The organism is Alteromonas sp. ABH4_456, from assembly GCF_056160645.1.
The window spans coordinates 400,146-417,326 of the sequence record NZ_JBSWXO010000002.1; the positions used below are offsets into that span (position 1 = coordinate 400,146).

General features: G+C 47.1%; 17 protein-coding genes. 6 read left to right on the forward strand and 11 right to left on the reverse strand.

All coding sequences use genetic code 11. From position 1 onward, the window contains the following. Positions 1–62: 62 nt before the first annotated feature. Both ACXAG2_RS04815 and ACXAG2_RS04820 read left to right on the forward strand, forming a co-directional pair. Positions 63–269 carry a YheV family putative zinc ribbon protein gene (locus ACXAG2_RS04815; protein WP_119503119.1) on the forward strand — a complete coding sequence of 69 codons (207 nt, stop codon included), beginning with the start codon at positions 63–65 and terminating at the stop codon, positions 267–269. A gap of 214 nt (positions 270–483) precedes the next feature. After that, complete coding sequence (locus ACXAG2_RS04820) at positions 484–1,626, forward strand: DUF748 domain-containing protein (protein ID WP_474864915.1); 1,143 nt, start codon at positions 484–486, stop codon at positions 1,624–1,626. A 41-nt stretch (positions 1,627–1,667) separates the two neighbouring features. Here the strand turns inward: ACXAG2_RS04820 and ACXAG2_RS04825 are convergent, their stop codons facing one another. The 3 genes from ACXAG2_RS04825 to ACXAG2_RS04835 form a co-directional block, all read right to left on the reverse strand. After that, positions 1,668–2,363 carry a transposase gene (locus ACXAG2_RS04825; RefSeq protein ID WP_474864916.1) on the reverse strand — a complete coding sequence of 232 codons (696 nt, stop codon included), beginning with the start codon at positions 2,361–2,363 and terminating at the stop codon, positions 1,668–1,670. Between the two features lie 121 nt (positions 2,364–2,484). After that, a complete protein-coding gene (locus ACXAG2_RS04830; protein ID WP_303572434.1) occupies positions 2,485–2,715 on the reverse strand; it encodes a SlyX family protein in 231 nt (76 codons plus the stop codon). Beyond that, positions 2,712–3,677 (reverse strand): WD40 repeat domain-containing protein, encoded by a 966-nt coding sequence (locus ACXAG2_RS04835; RefSeq protein WP_474865002.1) that lies wholly within the window; start codon positions 3,675–3,677, stop codon positions 2,712–2,714. Before ACXAG2_RS04835 ends, ACXAG2_RS04830 begins: the two co-directional genes overlap by 4 nt. A 221-nt stretch (positions 3,678–3,898) precedes the next feature. On the opposite strand from ACXAG2_RS04835, the gene fkpA reads away from it, so the two are divergent. Beyond that, positions 3,899–4,681: an FKBP-type peptidyl-prolyl cis-trans isomerase gene (fkpA, locus tag ACXAG2_RS04840; RefSeq protein WP_474864917.1), complete on the forward strand. Its 783-nt coding sequence runs from the start codon at positions 3,899–3,901 to the stop codon at positions 4,679–4,681. Between the two features lie 63 nt (positions 4,682–4,744). Here fkpA and ACXAG2_RS04845 read toward each other — a convergent pair whose 3' ends face one another. Together ACXAG2_RS04845 and ACXAG2_RS04850 are read right to left on the reverse strand one after the other, a co-directional pair. Further along, the gene (locus ACXAG2_RS04845; RefSeq protein ID WP_474864918.1) at positions 4,745–4,972 is read right to left on the reverse strand and encodes an oxidoreductase; all 228 of its coding nucleotides are present in this window, start codon (positions 4,970–4,972) and stop codon (positions 4,745–4,747) included. A 167-nt stretch (positions 4,973–5,139) separates the two neighbouring features. Continuing rightward, a complete protein-coding gene (locus ACXAG2_RS04850) occupies positions 5,140–5,430 on the reverse strand; it encodes a hypothetical protein (RefSeq protein ID WP_474842154.1) in 291 nt (96 codons plus the stop codon). A 185-nt stretch (positions 5,431–5,615) separates the two neighbouring features. On the opposite strand from ACXAG2_RS04850, the gene greB reads away from it, so the two are divergent. The 3 genes from greB to ACXAG2_RS04865 all read left to right on the forward strand — a co-directional run bounded on the left by greB (position 5,616) and on the right by ACXAG2_RS04865 (position 11,267). Continuing rightward, positions 5,616–6,101, forward strand: a complete 486-nt coding sequence (gene greB, locus ACXAG2_RS04855; protein WP_474864919.1) for a transcription elongation factor GreB — start codon at positions 5,616–5,618, stop codon at positions 6,099–6,101. Between the two features lie 192 nt (positions 6,102–6,293). Continuing rightward, positions 6,294–8,636: a Tex family protein gene (locus ACXAG2_RS04860; RefSeq protein ID WP_474864920.1), complete on the forward strand. Its 2,343-nt coding sequence runs from the start codon at positions 6,294–6,296 to the stop codon at positions 8,634–8,636. Between the two features lie 105 nt (positions 8,637–8,741). Further along, on the forward strand, positions 8,742–11,267 hold the full coding sequence (locus ACXAG2_RS04865) for a response regulator (protein ID WP_474864921.1): 2,526 nt from the start codon (positions 8,742–8,744) through the stop codon (positions 11,265–11,267). Between the two features lie 33 nt (positions 11,268–11,300). Here the strand turns inward: ACXAG2_RS04865 and ACXAG2_RS04870 are convergent, their stop codons facing one another. From ACXAG2_RS04870 to ACXAG2_RS04895, 6 genes are all read right to left on the reverse strand, one after another. Then, a complete protein-coding gene (locus ACXAG2_RS04870) occupies positions 11,301–12,164 on the reverse strand; it encodes a putative metalloprotease CJM1_0395 family protein (RefSeq protein ID WP_474864922.1) in 864 nt (287 codons plus the stop codon). Positions 12,165–12,180: 16 nt separating this feature from the next. Further along, positions 12,181–12,513, reverse strand: a complete 333-nt coding sequence (locus ACXAG2_RS04875) for a hypothetical protein (RefSeq protein WP_119503133.1) — start codon at positions 12,511–12,513, stop codon at positions 12,181–12,183. Positions 12,514–12,691: 178 nt separating this feature from the next. Further along, positions 12,692–12,898 (reverse strand): hypothetical protein, encoded by a 207-nt coding sequence (locus tag ACXAG2_RS04880; RefSeq protein WP_474864923.1) that lies wholly within the window; start codon positions 12,896–12,898, stop codon positions 12,692–12,694. 76 nt (positions 12,899–12,974) lie between these two features. Next, positions 12,975–13,328 (reverse strand): hypothetical protein, encoded by a 354-nt coding sequence (locus tag ACXAG2_RS04885; protein ID WP_474864924.1) that lies wholly within the window; start codon positions 13,326–13,328, stop codon positions 12,975–12,977. Between the two features lie 105 nt (positions 13,329–13,433). Further along, positions 13,434–14,531: a cytochrome-c peroxidase gene (locus tag ACXAG2_RS04890; RefSeq protein WP_474864925.1), complete on the reverse strand. Its 1,098-nt coding sequence runs from the start codon at positions 14,529–14,531 to the stop codon at positions 13,434–13,436. Then, entirely contained in the window at positions 14,504–17,179 is a 2,676-nt protein-coding gene (locus ACXAG2_RS04895; RefSeq protein WP_474864926.1) for a TonB-dependent receptor, read from the reverse strand. The genes ACXAG2_RS04890 and ACXAG2_RS04895 overlap by 28 nt, the downstream gene beginning before the upstream one ends. Between the last annotated feature and the right edge of the window lie 2 nt (positions 17,180–17,181).

A 17,181-nucleotide genomic window follows, 5' to 3' on the forward strand; every position in this document is an offset into this window, starting at 1 on the left:
TATTTCACTCATTAGTCGCCATAATCCAGCAAGAAGAAATTGTTGTAACCTGCGGAGTAATCATGGCTGAACGCAAAAGAAAACGTTTTATCGCCGGCGCAACCTGTCCCAAGTGTCAGGCATTAGATTCCATCATGTTGTTTTTTGAGAACAATGTGGAAAAACTGGAATGCGTTAAGTGCGGATATTCGCAATCGCAAACCGACGACAAAGTAGAAGCAAAAACCCGATCGGATGAAAATGTGATTGGTGTATTTAAGCCACACTGATTTGTTAAAGTTACCCGCCGGAGCAGGAAAAGGGTGAGCGATTATGCCGCACGGACCTGCCCGACTACCTGACTTACTTTCATTTTTCCCGTTAAAACAAAACGTTAACTCTATAACCCTGCAGCACCCCTCTCTTTACATTCACTGGCACGCCACTTGAATCGATAATAAATACCTCCGGATTATTTATTTTTCATTTAAGCGCGGACTGATCATGGCCAGACATCAAACAAGAACCATATTAAAAGCACTCGCGATCCTCGCCGGGCTGCTGATAATTGTCCGCATCAGTTTGCCTTTTGCAGCTCAGTGGTACATCAACGACGTACTGGATGAAGGGGAAGAATTTACCGGTAGTGTTGGAGATGTGGACATTATGCTGTGGCGCGGCGCTTACAGTCTGGATGACGTGGTGATTCTGAAACGGACCGGTGAGGTAGAACAACCGTTCTTTGAAGCAAAGCAGGTAGAGTTCAGCCTGTTGTGGAATGCCCTGCTGGATAAAGCCCTGGTAGCGCAGGTCGACCTTACCGCACCGGAGCTAAACTTCGTAGACGGTAAAAGTGATGCTGAAAGTCAGTCAGGTGAAAATGAGAACTGGCTTTATCTGGCGGACCAGCTAGTGCCACTTAAGGTTGACCGCTTTGAAATCCGCCGGGGTATTGTCCGGTTCATCAACCCGGATTCAGAACCCGCCGTTAACATTGAACTGCACGATATTCATGCCGTAGCAAGAAATCTGGTTAACAGCCGCTCTTTGTCAAAAGATCTCATTGCCACCATCGAAGCCAGCGGAAATACAGAGCAACAAGGGACCATTACGCTGTCGGGCTCACTGAATCCGGCTACTAAGAATCCGACCTTCGATGTCAATCTGCAGGCCAATGATGTGGCGCTGGTGAATTTCAAAAACTTCCTCGATACCTACGCACCCTTCGATTTAGAAGCCGGTACATTAGAACTGGCGCTGGAACTGGCCAGCGACGATGGCGAAATATCAGGCTACGCCAAGCCTATTCTGCATCAGGTTGAGGTTTTTTCATGGAAAGGTGATATCGAAGAAGATGACGATGGCTTCTTTCGCGGACTTGCCGAAGCACTGTCAGCTTTTATTGCGGAATTGTTCGAAAACCAGAGTGAAGATCAGATAGCCACACGCATTCCCATTTCCGGCTCACTGAATGATGTGGACACACCGGTTCTGGCGACTATCGGTGGCATTCTGAAAAATGCATTTATTCAGGCTATCAACGGTAATCTTGAAGACAGTGTGCAATGGCGCGACGCCGAAGAGGCAAAAGAAGAGAAAGAACAGGAAGCCGCCAGTGAAGAAAACCCGCGCCCTGATCCACAGTAACCGGCAGGGGTGAATCAGTTTACCATCACCCGCTCAGCTGCTCAGGACGTCACAGCCTTCTTCCGCGGACGTCCGCGCTTACCTTCCGTCAAACGACGACCGGTAACCTGCTCAATGCGCTTGATGAAACCGGGATCTCCCATAGCCAGTCCCATTTTCAGTGACTTGGCAATATCTGCATCCAGATCGTTACTCTGGTGCTGCAAGTGCTGCAAATGCAGCGCTCTTCGTTGTTCCGGTTGTTTTGCTGTTCGTTCGTAAGCACTGTGAGGCGTCACCATGGTGTTGGGTAACCCCAGTGCATTGGTACTGACACTTGACCAGGCGTATTGTTCCGGCGTACTGCACAACGCTTCATTTACCGGCTTCTGCTCTATGAAGCGGTACACTTCCAAAAGCAGCTCATCATCTAAAACCAGTGCAGATTTATAACGATCACGCCAGATTGCTCCGCTGGTACCATACCGCTGGTGAAAATACTGCGCATAAAGTCGCCCGGTTGCCTGCAACATTAACGAGATACCGTCACCGGCCGCGGGGGTACACAGAAAAAGAATGCTGTCTTTACCTGCCGACCAGGCATGCATTGCCACATTATAACGCTGTGCATAACGGCCGAGATAATCGAGATAGGTCAGCCTGTCTGTGTCATCCCGAAACGGGGAGACACCTTTTCGTCCTGTTCGCTGGACGATTTGCGGAATACCTGCCGGAGACGTTCTTAACTTTCTGGCCATGAAAAGTGCTTCGTTATGTCATTTAACGGGTCGTTTTCTTAGCTTAGACAAGATTCATGCAATTATCTAAAACAATCAACAGATTATTTCACTGCCTGCACTGACAGGTGTTGCAGACAGATTAATAGTGAGGAGGCGGAGTTTCGTCGGACAGCTTGGCAATATTAGACGGTTCAAAGCCTTTGACTTTCTCCATCATAAAACGCAACTGTACCTGCATTTTCTCGATTTGATATTGTTGAGACGTCAATGCTTCATTCAACGTATCAATTGTGTGTTCCTGGAACGCTACCTTGGTCTGCAGTTCTTCAATTTCCTGCATGGCGTGTTCCAGCGTAAGTGTGTCGCTCATTCTTCAATTGCCCATAATTCAGCTAATCCACTGCTGCTTTCAGAGAGCAGTGTGTTGTTACCCATAAACCCGACGGCATACACCACGGCAGTTGCCGGCCTCGTGCCTTCTTTCGCCGCCACTTTCCATTCGCCGGTCTGCTCACCGGTTTTAACATCCCACATGTAGATACTGCGTGAGGGTGAACCGGTAAGTAAATGCTTACCATCTTCAGAGAATACGGCATCAGTAAATATTTTCTGGCGCGCAATATACTTCAGGTTGCTGATCTGCGCACCTGTTTGTGCATCCCACACCTTAGAGCCCTGTTTACTGTCTGCAGTAAATACGTAGCGTCCGGCATCGTCCAGCGCCACTTTAGTAATACGGCTGCTGTGAGTAAAGGTATGGATAATTTGCCCGGTCTGCGTACTCCATAGATACGCCACATAGTCGTTACCGCCGGTAAGGGCATATTCACCGTTGGGTGAAATATCCACAGAGTTGATGCGTTCCCGGTGACCCAGAAACTCAAGCCGCCGTCCGGTTTCCGGTTCAAAATACATGACTTTACCGCTGGAGCGGCCAACGAGGATCCCTTTTCCATTATTGGTTACCGCCACATCGCGGATTGTCGATTCATCAATGCGCCAGAATCCTACCGGCTCACCACTTTCAATGCTCCATAACGCAAAAGCTTCGCGGTCTGATGTCACCACAAATTTATTGTCAGCGGAAATATGAATAGCCAGGACCAGATTGTTGCCTTCGCTCTGGTGCTGCCAGTGAAACAGCACATTGTCATCTAAATTGTGCCAAACGTTGATACCGTTATCGACACCGGATACCACGCTGTACTCACCGTTCGGGGATATGTCTGCGGCGTAAGCGCCGTCTTCTGCATGCCACCACTGGTTAACCGGGGTGGTATCAGGCACAGTACATCCGGTTACTGAAAAAAGTAAAAACGCCAGTAATGGCATTGTTTGGAACAATCGTCGATGAATCATGTCTTACAGGTTTCGCTTTATATGCAGCCGTGTTTACCATAGCATGGAACAGTTAGGGTCGGATGACCTTAATATCAATTTAGCAAAATGATTCTACTTTGATCGGTTTGCTAAATTGATTAGTTTATACCTTATAACACAAGCCAGTCGTCCCCGTGCGGTGCGACGAACATAATATTAGAATGGAGAAGTTTATGCGTAAGTCGCTTGTCGCCTTATCAACCGTTGCTGCTTTAGGTCTTTTTGCCTGTCAGCCAAATACAAATGAGCAGTCTAAAGAAGCTGCGGCAAAAGAAGCACCTGCACAGGGTACAGCCGCTGCGGACATGACAGACGAACAGAAGCACGCCTACGCAATGGGTGCAAGCATGGGCGTATTCATCACGACCCGCGCAAAGCAGCAGGAACAGGTTGGTTTACCGCTGGATATTGAAACGCTGAAACAGGGTTTCACTGACGCTCTGGGCGAAAACATGAAGTTCAGCCGTCCTGAAATTCAACAATTTGCTCAGGCCGGTGAAGAAGCCATGCGTGCAAAGCAGCAGGAAATGGCAGCAAAAGCCGCAGAAGAGAATATTCAGCTGGGCGCTGATTACCTGGCAGAAAACGCTAAGAAAGAAGGCGTGACTGTGACTGATTCAGGTCTTCAGTACGAAGTGATTGAAGAAGGCACCGGAAAGAGCCCTGAAGCCACTGACACAGTTAAAGTTCACTACCACGGTACGTTGATTGACGGTACTGTGTTCGATTCTTCATATGAGCGTAATGAGCCGGTGACTTTCCCGCTTAACCGCGTTATCCCGGGCTGGACCGAAGGTGTTCAGTTAATGAAAGAAGGTTCAAAATTCCGTTTCGTTATTCCAGCGGAACTGGCTTACGGCGAACGTTCTACCGGTCTGATCACACCTAACTCAACGCTTATCTTCGATGTTGAGTTGATTGAAGTAGTGGACACTGAAGAAGGCGAAACAGAGTAATTTGTTTCCCTCTCCGGCCGCGCCGGAAACAGAATTGAAAACGGCCCTTAACGGGCCGTTTTGTTATTCACTGTAAAACGGATAATCGATATATCCCTTACCCTGCGGATTGATTTGGGTGGCTTCGCAAATGATGAGTCCTGCCGTAGCACGCTGCTGATAATAAGTCAGGGCCATATCTGCAGGCACATCGGTGGTATCGTCAGCGCGACTACGGGTGAGCGGCGCCATAAAGATGCGGTTATTCACATCCACATTCCCCATGCGGGCAGATTCAAATAGTGATTTCATATTAGCTTCCCTGAAATTAACTGTGATGGATAGCAGGTAATTTCCCTACGCACCTGATCATCGGGAAGTTTAGTTACAAACATTAAATCTGCCGGCGGCCAGAACGAAACAACCCCCTCACGAAGGAGGGGGTTGTTGTATCAAAAGTTACATCTGTCAGCCCTGTATCAGCTGTTACCTGACAATAAATGTCTGCGACGCTCCGGTCTCTTCCTTAACGTAGCGCAGTGGCGGATCATCATATGACCAACTTTATAAGCGGCGATACCACCCACCAGCAACGCTGCGGTTTTCACACTGTTAATGTGAACTAAAATATCTATCATCCCGATGGAGAACAGAATAACGCCGGTGAGAAACAGCAGAAAGCCGGCAATAGTAATACCGTTTGACGTGAAGGACTGACCACCACGTTTTACTTCTGTCTGAGTTTGCTCATGCTGCATAATGTTATTCACTCGATTTATTCCATGTTAATAATGGATATTACTACGACATTTTATTTACAAATTTGTTCAATATTCATGCAAACAATCTGCATAAGCTTGTAAAAGTTATGCACAATTACCACATTGCAAACTAGTTATCGACGTAATTTTAGTTTTGATTAGCTGAAAAAACAAAAACATAGCGAAAAAGGCAAATGCGAACACCGCTTATTACCCGGAATGGGTACCGAAAGTTACAGGCAGAGCTGGATCATCTCTGGCGTGAAGAAAGACCGGAGACAACACGCAAAGTCACCTGGGCAGCGAGTCTCGGGGATCGTAGTGAGAATGCTGACTATCAGTACAATAAAAAACGTCTGCGGGAAATCGACCGCAGGGTCCGCTACTTGCGTAAGTGTTTGGAAAATCTCAAAGTTGTGGATTACTCGCCGCAACAGGAAGGTAAAGTGTTTTTTGGTGCCTGGGTCGAAATTGAAAATGAAGACGGCAAAACCATGACCCTCCGCATTGTCGGCTATGATGAAATTTTCGGGCGCAAGGACTATATCTCGGTGGATGCGCCGATGGCCCGTGCACTCATCGGAAAAACCACCGAAGATGAAATGTTTGTCAAAACCGAAGCAGGCAACTTTGAGTGGTGGATAAATAAAATTTGGTACGACACGACGGATAAGATATAGCAAACCCGCTAAAAGAGGCATGAAATGAAGTTCGCTGAGACAAAAGCCCTTCTGACATAAGCCATCGGTGATATACTTACGCCTCTTTTTTGCACCCTATTTAGGTAACAGCTGGCAGCGACTCGGGGCAGAGTGCTCATCTCCCTTTTTTAATCCAGCAGGACACAAATTAAAACGCCACAGAGCTTATTTATGATTATCAACAAAATTGCCGAAGAACTTGCCGTTAATGCCAATCAGGTGCAGGCGGCTGTTTCATTACTCGATGAGGGTGCTACGGTTCCTTTTATCGCCCGTTACCGGAAAGAGGCAACGCAAGGACTGGACGATACTCAGCTTCGTAACCTCGAACAGCGACTGACATACCTGCGTGAATTAGAAGATCGCCGCAGCGTGATTTTAAAGTCCATTGAAGAACAGGGTAAGCTTACCGATGCGCTGAGAAAGGACATCACCACGGCGGACAGCAAAACGACGCTGGAGGATTTATACCTGCCCTACAAGCCACGTCGCCGCACTAAAGGTCAGATCGCTATTGAAGCAGGGCTTGAACCTTTAGCTGATAAACTGTTTAACGACCCGTCGCTGACACCGGAAGCCGAAGCAGAAGCGTTTGTTTCTGCTGACAAAGGCGTAGCTGATACCAAAGCCGCACTGGAAGGTGCCCGCTTTATCCTGATGGAACGGTTTGCCGAAGACGCTTCTCTGCTGGCGAAAGTACGCCGCTATCTGAATGACAATGCCTTCGTAACCAGTACAGTGGCTCCCGGTAAAGAGCAGGAAGCCATTAAGTACAAAGATTATTTCGACCATCAGGAAAAACTGAAAAGCGTGCCGTCTCACCGTGCTCTTGCCATGTTCCGTGGCCGCAATGAGGGCATGCTGCATATTCAGTTGAACGCAGACCCGCAAAATGAAGATGCCACGGCACCGTCACACTGCGAATTCATCATTGCCGATCATTACAATATCAGTGACAAAGGCCGTGCTGCTGATGCGTTTTTAAAGCAGGTTGTACAATGGACCTGGAAAATCAAAATTGCTCTGCACATGGAAACCGAACTGTTTTCGGGCTTACGTGAACAGGCTGAAGAAGAAGCCATCAGCGTATTCGCTAAAAACCTCAATGACCTGCTGATGGCAGCGCCGGCCGGCGCGAAAACCACCATGGGTCTGGATCCGGGCTTACGTACCGGGGTCAAAGTCGCGGTGGTAGATAGAACCGGTAAGGTAGTAGCCACAAATACGATTTTCCCCCACGCGCCGCAAAACGCCTGGGATAAGTCTATGCGCACACTGATTAATGTGTGCAAACAGCATAAAGTAGAGCTCATCAGTATCGGTAACGGTACCGGCTCCCGCGAAACGGATAAACTGGTTGCTGAAATGCTGAAAGCAGCGCCGGAGCTGGGTGCTCAGAAAATCATGGTCAGTGAAGCCGGAGCATCGGTGTACTCGGCGTCGGAACTGGCATCGAAAGAACTGCCGGATATGGACGTATCGCTGCGTGGCGCTGTATCAATTGCCCGTCGTCTGCAGGATCCTCTCGCCGAACTGGTAAAAATTGAGCCGAAGGCTATTGGTGTTGGCCAGTATCAGCACGACGTAAGCCAGAGTCAGTTAGGCAAATCACTGGATCGCGTTATCGAGGACTGTGTAAACGCCGTAGGCGTCGACCTGAACACCGCGTCTCCTGCACTGCTGTCTTATGTATCGGGCCTGAACAAAACACTGGCACAAAATATTGTTGCATTTCGCGATAACAACGGCGCTTTTGGCGACCGTAAATCCTTATTAAAAGTTGAACGGTTAGGTCCTAAAGCCTTTGAACAGGCAGCCGGCTTCCTGCGTATCACCGCAGGCACAAACCCGCTGGATGCCTCCGCCGTTCACCCGGAAGCCTATCCGGTTATAGACAGCATTGTTGACCGTACGCAGGTCGCCGTAAACGACCTGATTGGTAACACCGATCTGCTGCGTAAGCTGGCACCAGAGGACTTCACCAGTGAAGCATTCGGTTTGCCAACCGTAAAAGATATCCTGAATGAGCTGGACAAACCCGGCCGTGACCCCCGTCCAGAATTTAAAACAGCAACCTTCAAAGAAGGCGTTGAAACCATCAGCGATCTGAAGCCGGGCATGATTCTGGAAGGTGTTGTCAGTAACGTGGCAAACTTCGGTGCCTTCGTTGACGTGGGTGTGCATCAGGATGGTCTGGTTCACATCTCGGCACTGACCAACAAGTTCATCTCGGATCCCCGAGAAGTAGTAAAAGCCGGTGATATCGTAAAAGTGAAAGTGCTGGAAGTAGACGTACAGCGTAAGCGTATCTCTTTTACCATGCGCCTTGACGATACCCCTGCGCCGGCCGCTGAAAAGCGCCAGAGCGGCGCCGGAAAACCTGCCGGGAAGCAAGGTAAAGGACGCCAGCCCGGTCGCAATGGCGGTGGTAATAACCGACAGGCGCAAGCGCCGGCTAATGCTGCCATGGGCAATGCGTTCGCGGATGCATTTGCTAAAGCTAAGCAGAAGTAGCTTCGGACAGAACCGTTAGAAAGCCGGCATAATGCCGGCTTTCTTGCTTTTACCCGCCGCTCTGAGTAAATTTAATAAAACATTCAGGACAGGCTATATGTCACAGTGATCACCATTAAATTTATCTGGCGCCCGCTGGCTGTTGCGCTCTGTTTTATCAGCCTGACTGTAGCTGCCACCAACCTGACTTCAGAACTGGAAAGCTTTGAACAAAGACTCCGGCAGGAAATCCCTATGCCGGTCGGTGAAGTGCTCGACACACTGGAATCCCGGTTGCTGGGCGACGACTATACACAGTCAGAAAAAGCCCGCATCGGGGCGCTTTACGTCGTTTACATGCTAAAGATTCATCATTCAGCCTCTGATAACGTGATCGCGGTGCTGGAATCTGTCTCGCAGGACAAAGAATCCGGCCCGGTTATCCGCGTTGGCCTGGCCAGAATGTATGGCATCAATGCTGAATACAGTAAAAGCTATTACTTGTTCGAAGGACTCCTGAAGCAAGCTTCCCATGCACCTGACGTCCGCGCACTTGCCATCGCCTACCTGATTGTGACCTACAGCGAAAACCAGGTATTTGCTTCTAACGCCAGGCTCATCAATACGCTCAGCGAGCTTATATTCAGTAATCAGCTGGAACAGTTACTCCCCCTGCACAATTACATGGTTGCTGATTACTATCATTCCATTAATTCGCTGGATATAGCGCTGGAGTATTATGAGAAGTCACTCAACGGGGCGCTCAGTCAGCAAGACTGGCTGCTGGTCAGCGACAACCTGTACGACATTGGGATATTGCACCGTAACCGGGGCAACTACGATGCCGCCATCAGCTACTTCAGAAAAGCGGAGGCCAACGATAAGAACATCGATATCAACTACTCTGAATACCTTGCTCTGTATGGTATGGCAACGACCTATTTCAATTCAGGACAGTACGATCTCGCACTACCTCTTTCGGAAGCCGTTACCTCTCATCCGCTGACATCTGCATTTTACGATACCGAAATTTATAAATGGCGGGCAAAAGCGTTTCTGGATATGAAGCAATATGCAGAGGCAGAAGAGGCTCTGGATATTTCCCGTAAAATGTACGACGAAGACAGAACTGCTGAGCAGACGACCTGGCGTGCAGAACTGGAACAGATTGCTGCTCATATAACGGCGGCCAGAGGAGATTACAAAACCGCATTTGCTCAGTACGAACAATTTCATGAAGACTATCTGGATGCAAAGAAGTACGAAGACCTGGAATTAATTGAGAGTGCGAATCTGGTACATCAGATAGAGCAGGAAAGAGAGAAAGCCAGTGAACTGGAGAAAGAAAACGAGTCTATATCGGCACTTCTCACGGCCATAGAATCGGCCAGAGCAACCCAGCAACGTTACAATCAGTGGTTAGTTGTGGTTATCGTTCTGGGTATTGTCACACTGCTCATCATTCTCTATCTGCTTCGCAAATCACGCCACACTAACCAGTTGTACGCAGATGCAAAAGCCAAAGCTGAACTTCAGGACAAGCTGAAAACCGATTTCCTGTCGAATATCAGTCACGAAATCCGTACTCCGTTAAACGCTATTATCGGTTTTGGACAGGTGCTGACCGAAAAACTGGATAATCCGAAACATAAACGGCTTACGAATCAGATCGTTAACTCTTCAGAAATGCTGCTGCAATTGATTAATGACCTGCTCGACTTCTCTAAAATTGAAGCCGGCAAGCTGGAGCTTGATGCCGAACAGTACAACATTCGCCATAGTCTGAAAAAACTGGCGGATATCTTCCACGGTCAGGCTCAGAATAAAGGGCTAAAGCTGGTTTTCTCCATCGATCCTGAGTTGCCTCCGGTACTGATATTCGACGAATTGAGATTCAAGCAGATCCTGGCGAATCTGATCAGTAACGCCATTAAATTTTCATCTGAAGGCAAAATTGAAATCAGGCTGAAACTACTGCGTATTGATGAGGAAAGCTGCACATTTGAAGCCGGTGTGAAAGATACCGGCATCGGTATCAGTGAGGCACAAAAAGAAACCCTGTTTGAACCCTTTATTCAGGCTGAAAGCTCAACTGCCCGCAAATACGGCGGCTCAGGTCTGGGACTGCATATCTGTAATCAGCTGTTGTCGCTGATGGACTCTAAGCTTGAACTGGAAAGTGAAACAGGCAAAGGCTCTGACTTCTTTTTCACCGTCACCATGCCTTACGCAACACACATAAAGCCCGTTAAACCGGTAACAAAAACGTCAGACAATACTTTTTCGGGGCAGCGGTTACTGCTGGTAGAAGACAACGATATTAACGTGGAAGTGATTCTGGCCATGCTTTCAACCACCAGCCTTCAAATCACCCGCGCTGCTAACGGCCGTGAGGCTGTGCAACAGATGGTCGACAACACCTTTGATATTGTACTGATGGATATTCAGATGCCGGAAATGGATGGCTATGAGGCAACCCGTCATATCAGACAGGAAATGGGTATTACCACACCGGTTATTGCCCTGACGGCAAACGCCATGAGTCAGGACATTGAAGCCTGCCGTGCGGCGGGTATGAATGACCACATCAGTAAGCCGGTGCAGAAAGACACCTTACTGGACACAATAATGAAGTATCTGAGCGACGACTAAATGCCGGTTAAAAATAAATACCGGTAAATCGCATCAGGCGCTGGCGGAGAAACCACCTGCTTTCGGGGTCACAGTGGCCTGATAGAATTGCTGAATTACGCCAATACGTGACTGTATGGCCGGAGACTGGTAAGCATCGCCGCCAATTTCCAGCGAACGGTCAGCAACAGCGTCAACAGAAAATGCTTCTGTATTATCCCCGCTTTCAGACTCTGTTGAGCCCGGGTTACCACCGGATGACAATTCCTGACGGGCTTCATTTGCTTTGCGCGATGCCTCTGCGGCCACTTTTAAATCTTGCGAAGATGGCTCAGCCGGCGCTAAAGCGGCAGCGCGCACCTGCTCCATTTTCTGAACGGTCTGCTCAGGCGTTTCAGCATCGGACACATCAATGCTGACTTCCCCGTCAGTTACGTATCGCTGACCATCCGGGCCTGTTTCATACTGATATTGCGGAGAACCTGCATACTGACCACCACGGGCTGCATGAGCCTGCTCGTGCTGACGCACTTCCTGGTCACGGGCTTTCAGGTCATCAACTTCCTGCTGCTGAGCCTGCTGTTGCTGCTTCTCTTCTGCCGATTCTTTACCTGCGCTTTCCTGATTAGCGTTATCGGTAGCAGCTTCAGGGCTGTCTGCATTTTCATTCTGCTGCAGTGCATCAGCACGGGCATCAACCTGAATTTGCGGGCGTTCATAGGTTACGGGAGCAGGTTTCTGACCGGGCAGTCTTGCACGATCTGATTCAGAACCTAATCCTTGCTCAGACGCACTCTGATCTGCATCTTTAGAAGGAGGAATGGTATCTTTCAGTAAGTTGTCACGGCGTGCTGACTCGGTGTTCACATTTGCTGTAGTGAACACTAACGAAGTCGGAACGGGCGTGACAATATTCATAATATTGAAGCTGTGATCAGGTCAGAGTATCGATAATGGTGCCGACGGTATCAAACGCCGTATCGACCACTTTTGCAGAAGCAAGGGCATTGTTGCGGTTGTACTGCAATGACATTAAATCAGACGTCAGGCTGTCACCACCGGTGGGCAGTGTGTTGCGGATATTCGACAAATTGTTCAGCGATGCATTGGTCAGCACCTGGCTGGTGCCATTTAATTCAACGCTGGTTTGCGCTGCGCGCTGGGCAATATTCACGGATGCCTGTGTCATGCCCTGATAGGCATTCTGAATGCCGCTCATGCCAGACACAATCGCCGAATTGATATTATTACCAATAATACTCGACATGACTGATACCTCTATTTTGCATATTGGCTACCACACCAATCTGCACCTCATACTCTCTCACGGTTAATTATTGACCAGAAATAAGTAAAAGTAAAAGCATCTATACGCTGTTTACGCTAAACGTTTGGCCGGTTTAGATATTTAGTTCAGAGAACAGATAGAAAGGCAGCCAGATCTGCTATTTCTCTGGCGACACGTCTTGCTTACACGTCAGAACCATTAAATAAATAACACTTAAGGGTGGCAAAAATGATGACAGAAAAGTAATCAGGGCAACTAAGCCCGGTGTCTCAGTTTTTCGTTTTCCTAAAATAAAGCCGATGACAGCAAAAACTATCGCCATCAAAATAATTAGCTGTCCAAGATAGGTAACATTTGCGTTCATAAATACTCCTTTTTATTAATTCGACACTGTAACTATTTCTGTAAGAGTTCGTTAAACTGATATTTGATTTGCTTTCTCAGGAGCAGTAGTTATTTTTAAAGTTCGTGAGCATCACAGGGTTATCAATCTTCGAATGAACGATCACCGCATCAACTGGGTCCGCGTTTACTAATATGCAGGCATCCTCTTTCGAAACAACTTGACTAAAAGTTATATTTTCGCTACTCGCCTCACAGTCATGAGGAACATCAGATTCTATCCACTCAATTAGCGAACTATCTGTTATCTCACTACTGTATAATTTCTCTTCTCCAATTATATATGCTGAGCAAGAAAAGCTTGTATAAAACGCCGTGGTGTTTATTTCAGCATGGCTACTAACGGGGAGCAAGCTCACACTCACTAGTAATAAAGATATTTTACTATTCATATTTCATCCTTATTTATTATCAATACGATGTTGAAGTTGTTAAACAGGATAAAAATCCCATTTTAAATACCCTTGTAACTACATCATTATTTCATTTTTTTCCGGTTACAGTATTTTTAGAAAAGCTACCAAGTGCTCTATTTCCGTCTTACTGAGATTCAAAGGGTGTAATAGATCTGTCGTTTCAGGAAATAACGGATCATTCGCGTGTTTAGCTCTTCGTTTTGGTCTCGAGCCTCCGGCGTTATACATTCGGACAATGCCCTCAAGGTCGGTAAATAAACCATTGTGCATCCACGGTTTTGTGCTGTTTAGTGCGAGCAAAGTCGGTGTACGAAACTTACCAACGTCGGCAGTATTGCCTGTGATCTGATAACGGCCAAGATCTTCAAACTTGCGTCCGTAATAGCTCAACCCAGTGTTGTGAAACTCATTGTCACTTAATAAAGCTCCTTCGTGACATGTCATACAGCGGGCTTTAGTTCTGAAAAGATGCAAACCACTAAGTTGTGCATCAGTCAGGCTATCTACTGCTTGGCTATCTCCAGATTCAACTCTTCGAAGAAACTGCTGAAATCGCGTGTCTGGTGGCGGAATAGTGAGTTCGAAAGCAACCAATGCCTCAGCCAGTCGCTCCGCAGTAATATTCCCTGCGCCGTAACTTCGGTTAAAGGCTAATTTCATATCCGGGTCCTGCGACAATATCGCAACCACTTCTGCTGGCGACGAATCCATTTCCTTCGGATCGGCAATTGGGAGAAGTGCTTGATGAGCTGCAGTCGAAGCGCGCCCATCCCAGAAAAAATTTTTCCAGGCGCTGATCTCAATCAACGCTGGCGTATTTCTCCTACCAACTTGTCCATCAATCCCAAGAGCCTGTCTTCTTCCATCACTAAAATGTAAATGTGGAATATGGCAACTTGCGCAAGACATGGTGCCATCCCTCGATAACCTCGTATCAAAAAATAGCTTTCTTCCAAGACTAACTTTTTCAGGCTCGGACTGAACCAACCGTATAAGTGCTTTCAATTGTTCTGGGGGTTTATTATCTGTTGTTTGTGCAACTGGCCAGCTTTCTACCGCTCCCTGATACTGTTCGCGAAGAGATTGCGGCGTCGCATTTACCTTGATGACAAATAATGCCACGGAAAGAACAGATACAACGCCATTTAGCCTCACCAATCCCACTCGACCCCAGCCCAAAGCGTTCTGCCTGTCTCCACGCCACCCGCCCCCGGAGCAATAAGATATGTTCTAGCGTTAAGCAGATTAGTGGCATCGACAGATAGTGACAGATCACCAAAATTCATTGTCTCTAACCGATATCGGGCAGCCAGATTTAACTGCCATCTCGAAGCTACACTGACCTTGCTGTAGACCGGTACCAAAAAACTGTCTACACCACAATCACTGCACAGCCAGGCTATGCGACCACTCGTTTCATAACGCCCTGTATTTACGGCTGTATCGTAGCCTTGGGTATAGTTGCCGTTAAGAGTAGTAGAAAACTGCTCTGTCCATTGACCGTGCCAACCGAAGTTAACCCTCAGCGGCCGTGAGAAGTTAGTGTTTATTGTAGCAATGGCAGATACGGTTGTTAACGATGCTACTCCATCATTGTAATAGAGCACGATCTCATCCAATGAGACATCTTCAACCACTTCATTGTAAGAATCATTGCTACTCTTGGTTTTGCTAAAGTCTGTATTCGCCCAGAAAGAATGCCTGTCCCAGCTTCCACTCCAGGCAATGGATACTCGCTGACTGGTCCCGTATCCACTATTGTCCTGATATGCATATCTATAACCGTCCTCTCCCAACACAGACTCTTCCGCCCTTGCCAGTTGATCTTTTTGCCAGCGGTATACTCCTCTTATGGAAAGATAACCAAAAACGCCCAGACTTTGCTTCAGTGCAACAGTAATCTCATCGTTGTAAGGTGAATCAACATCATCATACCGATACCTGAGGTTGGCATCCTGACTTGATGGGATCCATGCTTGCAGACTGCCATTCAAAATACTTCTGAATTCTGAATAGTAAGGTTCTTGCTCCTCTTTTAATTTGTAAGTTACCAGACCAGCGTCATAGTAGCGGTTTAAACCAAATATAAATAACGTATTGTTGTCGTCAAACCAGTCCCAACTTCCGCTTAAACGCGGTGCTATTGTGTGATTTTGAAAAAAGTCGTCATAGTCGTAACGTAAACCCAATTGGAACTTCCAACGCCCCCAATTAATTTCGTCATTGATATAGGCAGAAAATTGATTTACTGCAACTTCGATATCTTCCTTTGGATATACCAGCCTGAAACTAAAATACTGAGGCGTCTGTGTAACAATATTGCTGTAGGCGAGAACATGTTCAGGATTCGAAAAGTCTAAAGACTTCCCCAGTTGAGCTTCCAATTCCTCTATTGTCATTGATGTTTCAAGCTCAACACAATCAAGGGTGTAGCCGCTACAATTTAGCGGGTTATTTCCTGCTGAGGCGCTATATTGCTGAGGTGAATTATAATAATAGCTGTCAGAGATTCGCTGACGGGCTAATTGTTGGCGTGACAGTGTCACGCCCATCATTACTCGATGCTCGACCTCACCTGTAACGAAATCATTCCATTGAAACTTTTGTTCCATACGAGCGGTAGTCTGTGTTTTATCAAGGTTACCGTAGCCGCCTTCTTTCGACACATCACTCGCGCCTTGGTTATTCAGCTGTCCCCATTCCTTTCCTCTGGCTGTTAACCAGAGGAAATAGTGCTGAGGGGCTTCGCGGCTGTTTTCACTGAAATCAATGCTAATTTCACTGCGCCAAATGCCGCTATCAAACACTTTTTTAGTATTTAGTGTTGTTCCATATCCGCCCCCTGAAACTGTAAACTCCGAATTCAATGCATCAGTGAGTAAATTACGATTTTCATACGGCGCATACATCAATGAAAAATCCAGCGTATCAAACCATATATTCTTCGCAGAGTAAGTGGCCATCAGATTGATATTTTCCCTTTCCGTATCCCACGTTTCTGATAAAGATAATTTACTTTTAGTCGATTTCAGGTAGTTTCCTGACAACACTAATGCGTGATCCTCTGCTATAGGTAATTCAGCAAGCAAGTTGAGACTATCTTGTTGAAAAACAGGGAGCTGACTGGTTAACTCTTCTGATGATGTCTCTGGATTTTCATCTGAACCATCACTTTCAATAATATGGTACTCATTCCAGTCGCTACGAGAAGCCCGATATCCCAGTGAAAAGTGAGGTTCGCTTAAGCCAGCTACATTACGGGTCTTTACATCCACAACGCCCCCAGAAAATCCACCAAAGTCAACTGGAATATTACTGTCGTATACATCAATCGATTCTACGATTTGACTGTTTACATTGAAACTTTGTGGCCCTCCCTGCACGTCATTCACTGATGACTCTGAACGACTGTATGCATCGGGGTCAATTCGACTGTTGTAATTCATTCCATTGATAAAAAAGCCGGTTTGCCAGGGTTGTGCACCCGATATTGAGAGCGGTTTTGCACGAATTTCGCCGGCAGCAGAAACCGCCAGAGCATCCTCGGATAATTGCACCCCCGGAAGCAATGCAACAATATCGTTAATATCACCGGTTGTTTTTGGCGCGTTGCGAATAAAATCTTCATCTAACGTAAACCTGCCGAATGTTTCGGGCACTTCAATACCGATGTATTGACCGATAACTTCAATGTATTCTACATCCTCGGCTTTACTTTCTTCTGCTTGTTCGTCTTCATTTTGCTGAGCAAAAGCTTCTGTTGCCATTACTGGCAACAGAAGTATTACCGCAATGAAGGGCGCCCTCGTTTTACGATACTGCGTCATTA

Bases quoted from the DNA above. Each gene is read 5' to 3' on its own strand.
- ACXAG2_RS04815 (WP_119503119.1), top strand. From the start codon at position 63: ATGGCTGAACGCAAAAGAAAACGTTTTATCGCCGGCGCAACCTGTCCC.
- ACXAG2_RS04820 (WP_474864915.1), top strand. From the start codon at position 484: ATGGCCAGACATCAAACAAGAACCATATTAAAAGCACTCGCGATCCTC.
- ACXAG2_RS04825 (WP_474864916.1), bottom strand. From the start codon at position 2,363: ATGGCCAGAAAGTTAAGAACGTCTCCGGCAGGTATTCCGCAAATCGTC.
- ACXAG2_RS04830 (WP_303572434.1), bottom strand. From the start codon at position 2,715: ATGAGCGACACACTTACGCTGGAACACGCCATGCAGGAAATTGAAGAA.
- ACXAG2_RS04835 (WP_474865002.1), bottom strand. From the start codon at position 3,677: ATGCCATTACTGGCGTTTTTACTTTTTTCAGTAACCGGATGTACTGTG.
- fkpA (WP_474864917.1), top strand. From the start codon at position 3,899: ATGCGTAAGTCGCTTGTCGCCTTATCAACCGTTGCTGCTTTAGGTCTT.
- ACXAG2_RS04845 (WP_474864918.1), bottom strand. From the start codon at position 4,972: ATGAAATCACTATTTGAATCTGCCCGCATGGGGAATGTGGATGTGAAT.
- greB (WP_474864919.1), top strand. From the start codon at position 5,616: ATGCGAACACCGCTTATTACCCGGAATGGGTACCGAAAGTTACAGGCA.
- ACXAG2_RS04860 (WP_474864920.1), top strand. From the start codon at position 6,294: ATGATTATCAACAAAATTGCCGAAGAACTTGCCGTTAATGCCAATCAG.
- ACXAG2_RS04870 (WP_474864922.1), bottom strand. From the start codon at position 12,164: ATGAATATTGTCACGCCCGTTCCGACTTCGTTAGTGTTCACTACAGCA.
- ACXAG2_RS04875 (WP_119503133.1), bottom strand. From the start codon at position 12,513: ATGTCGAGTATTATTGGTAATAATATCAATTCGGCGATTGTGTCTGGC.
- ACXAG2_RS04880 (WP_474864923.1), bottom strand. From the start codon at position 12,898: ATGAACGCAAATGTTACCTATCTTGGACAGCTAATTATTTTGATGGCG.
- ACXAG2_RS04885 (WP_474864924.1), bottom strand. From the start codon at position 13,328: ATGAATAGTAAAATATCTTTATTACTAGTGAGTGTGAGCTTGCTCCCC.
- ACXAG2_RS04895 (WP_474864926.1), bottom strand. From the start codon at position 17,179: ATGACGCAGTATCGTAAAACGAGGGCGCCCTTCATTGCGGTAATACTT.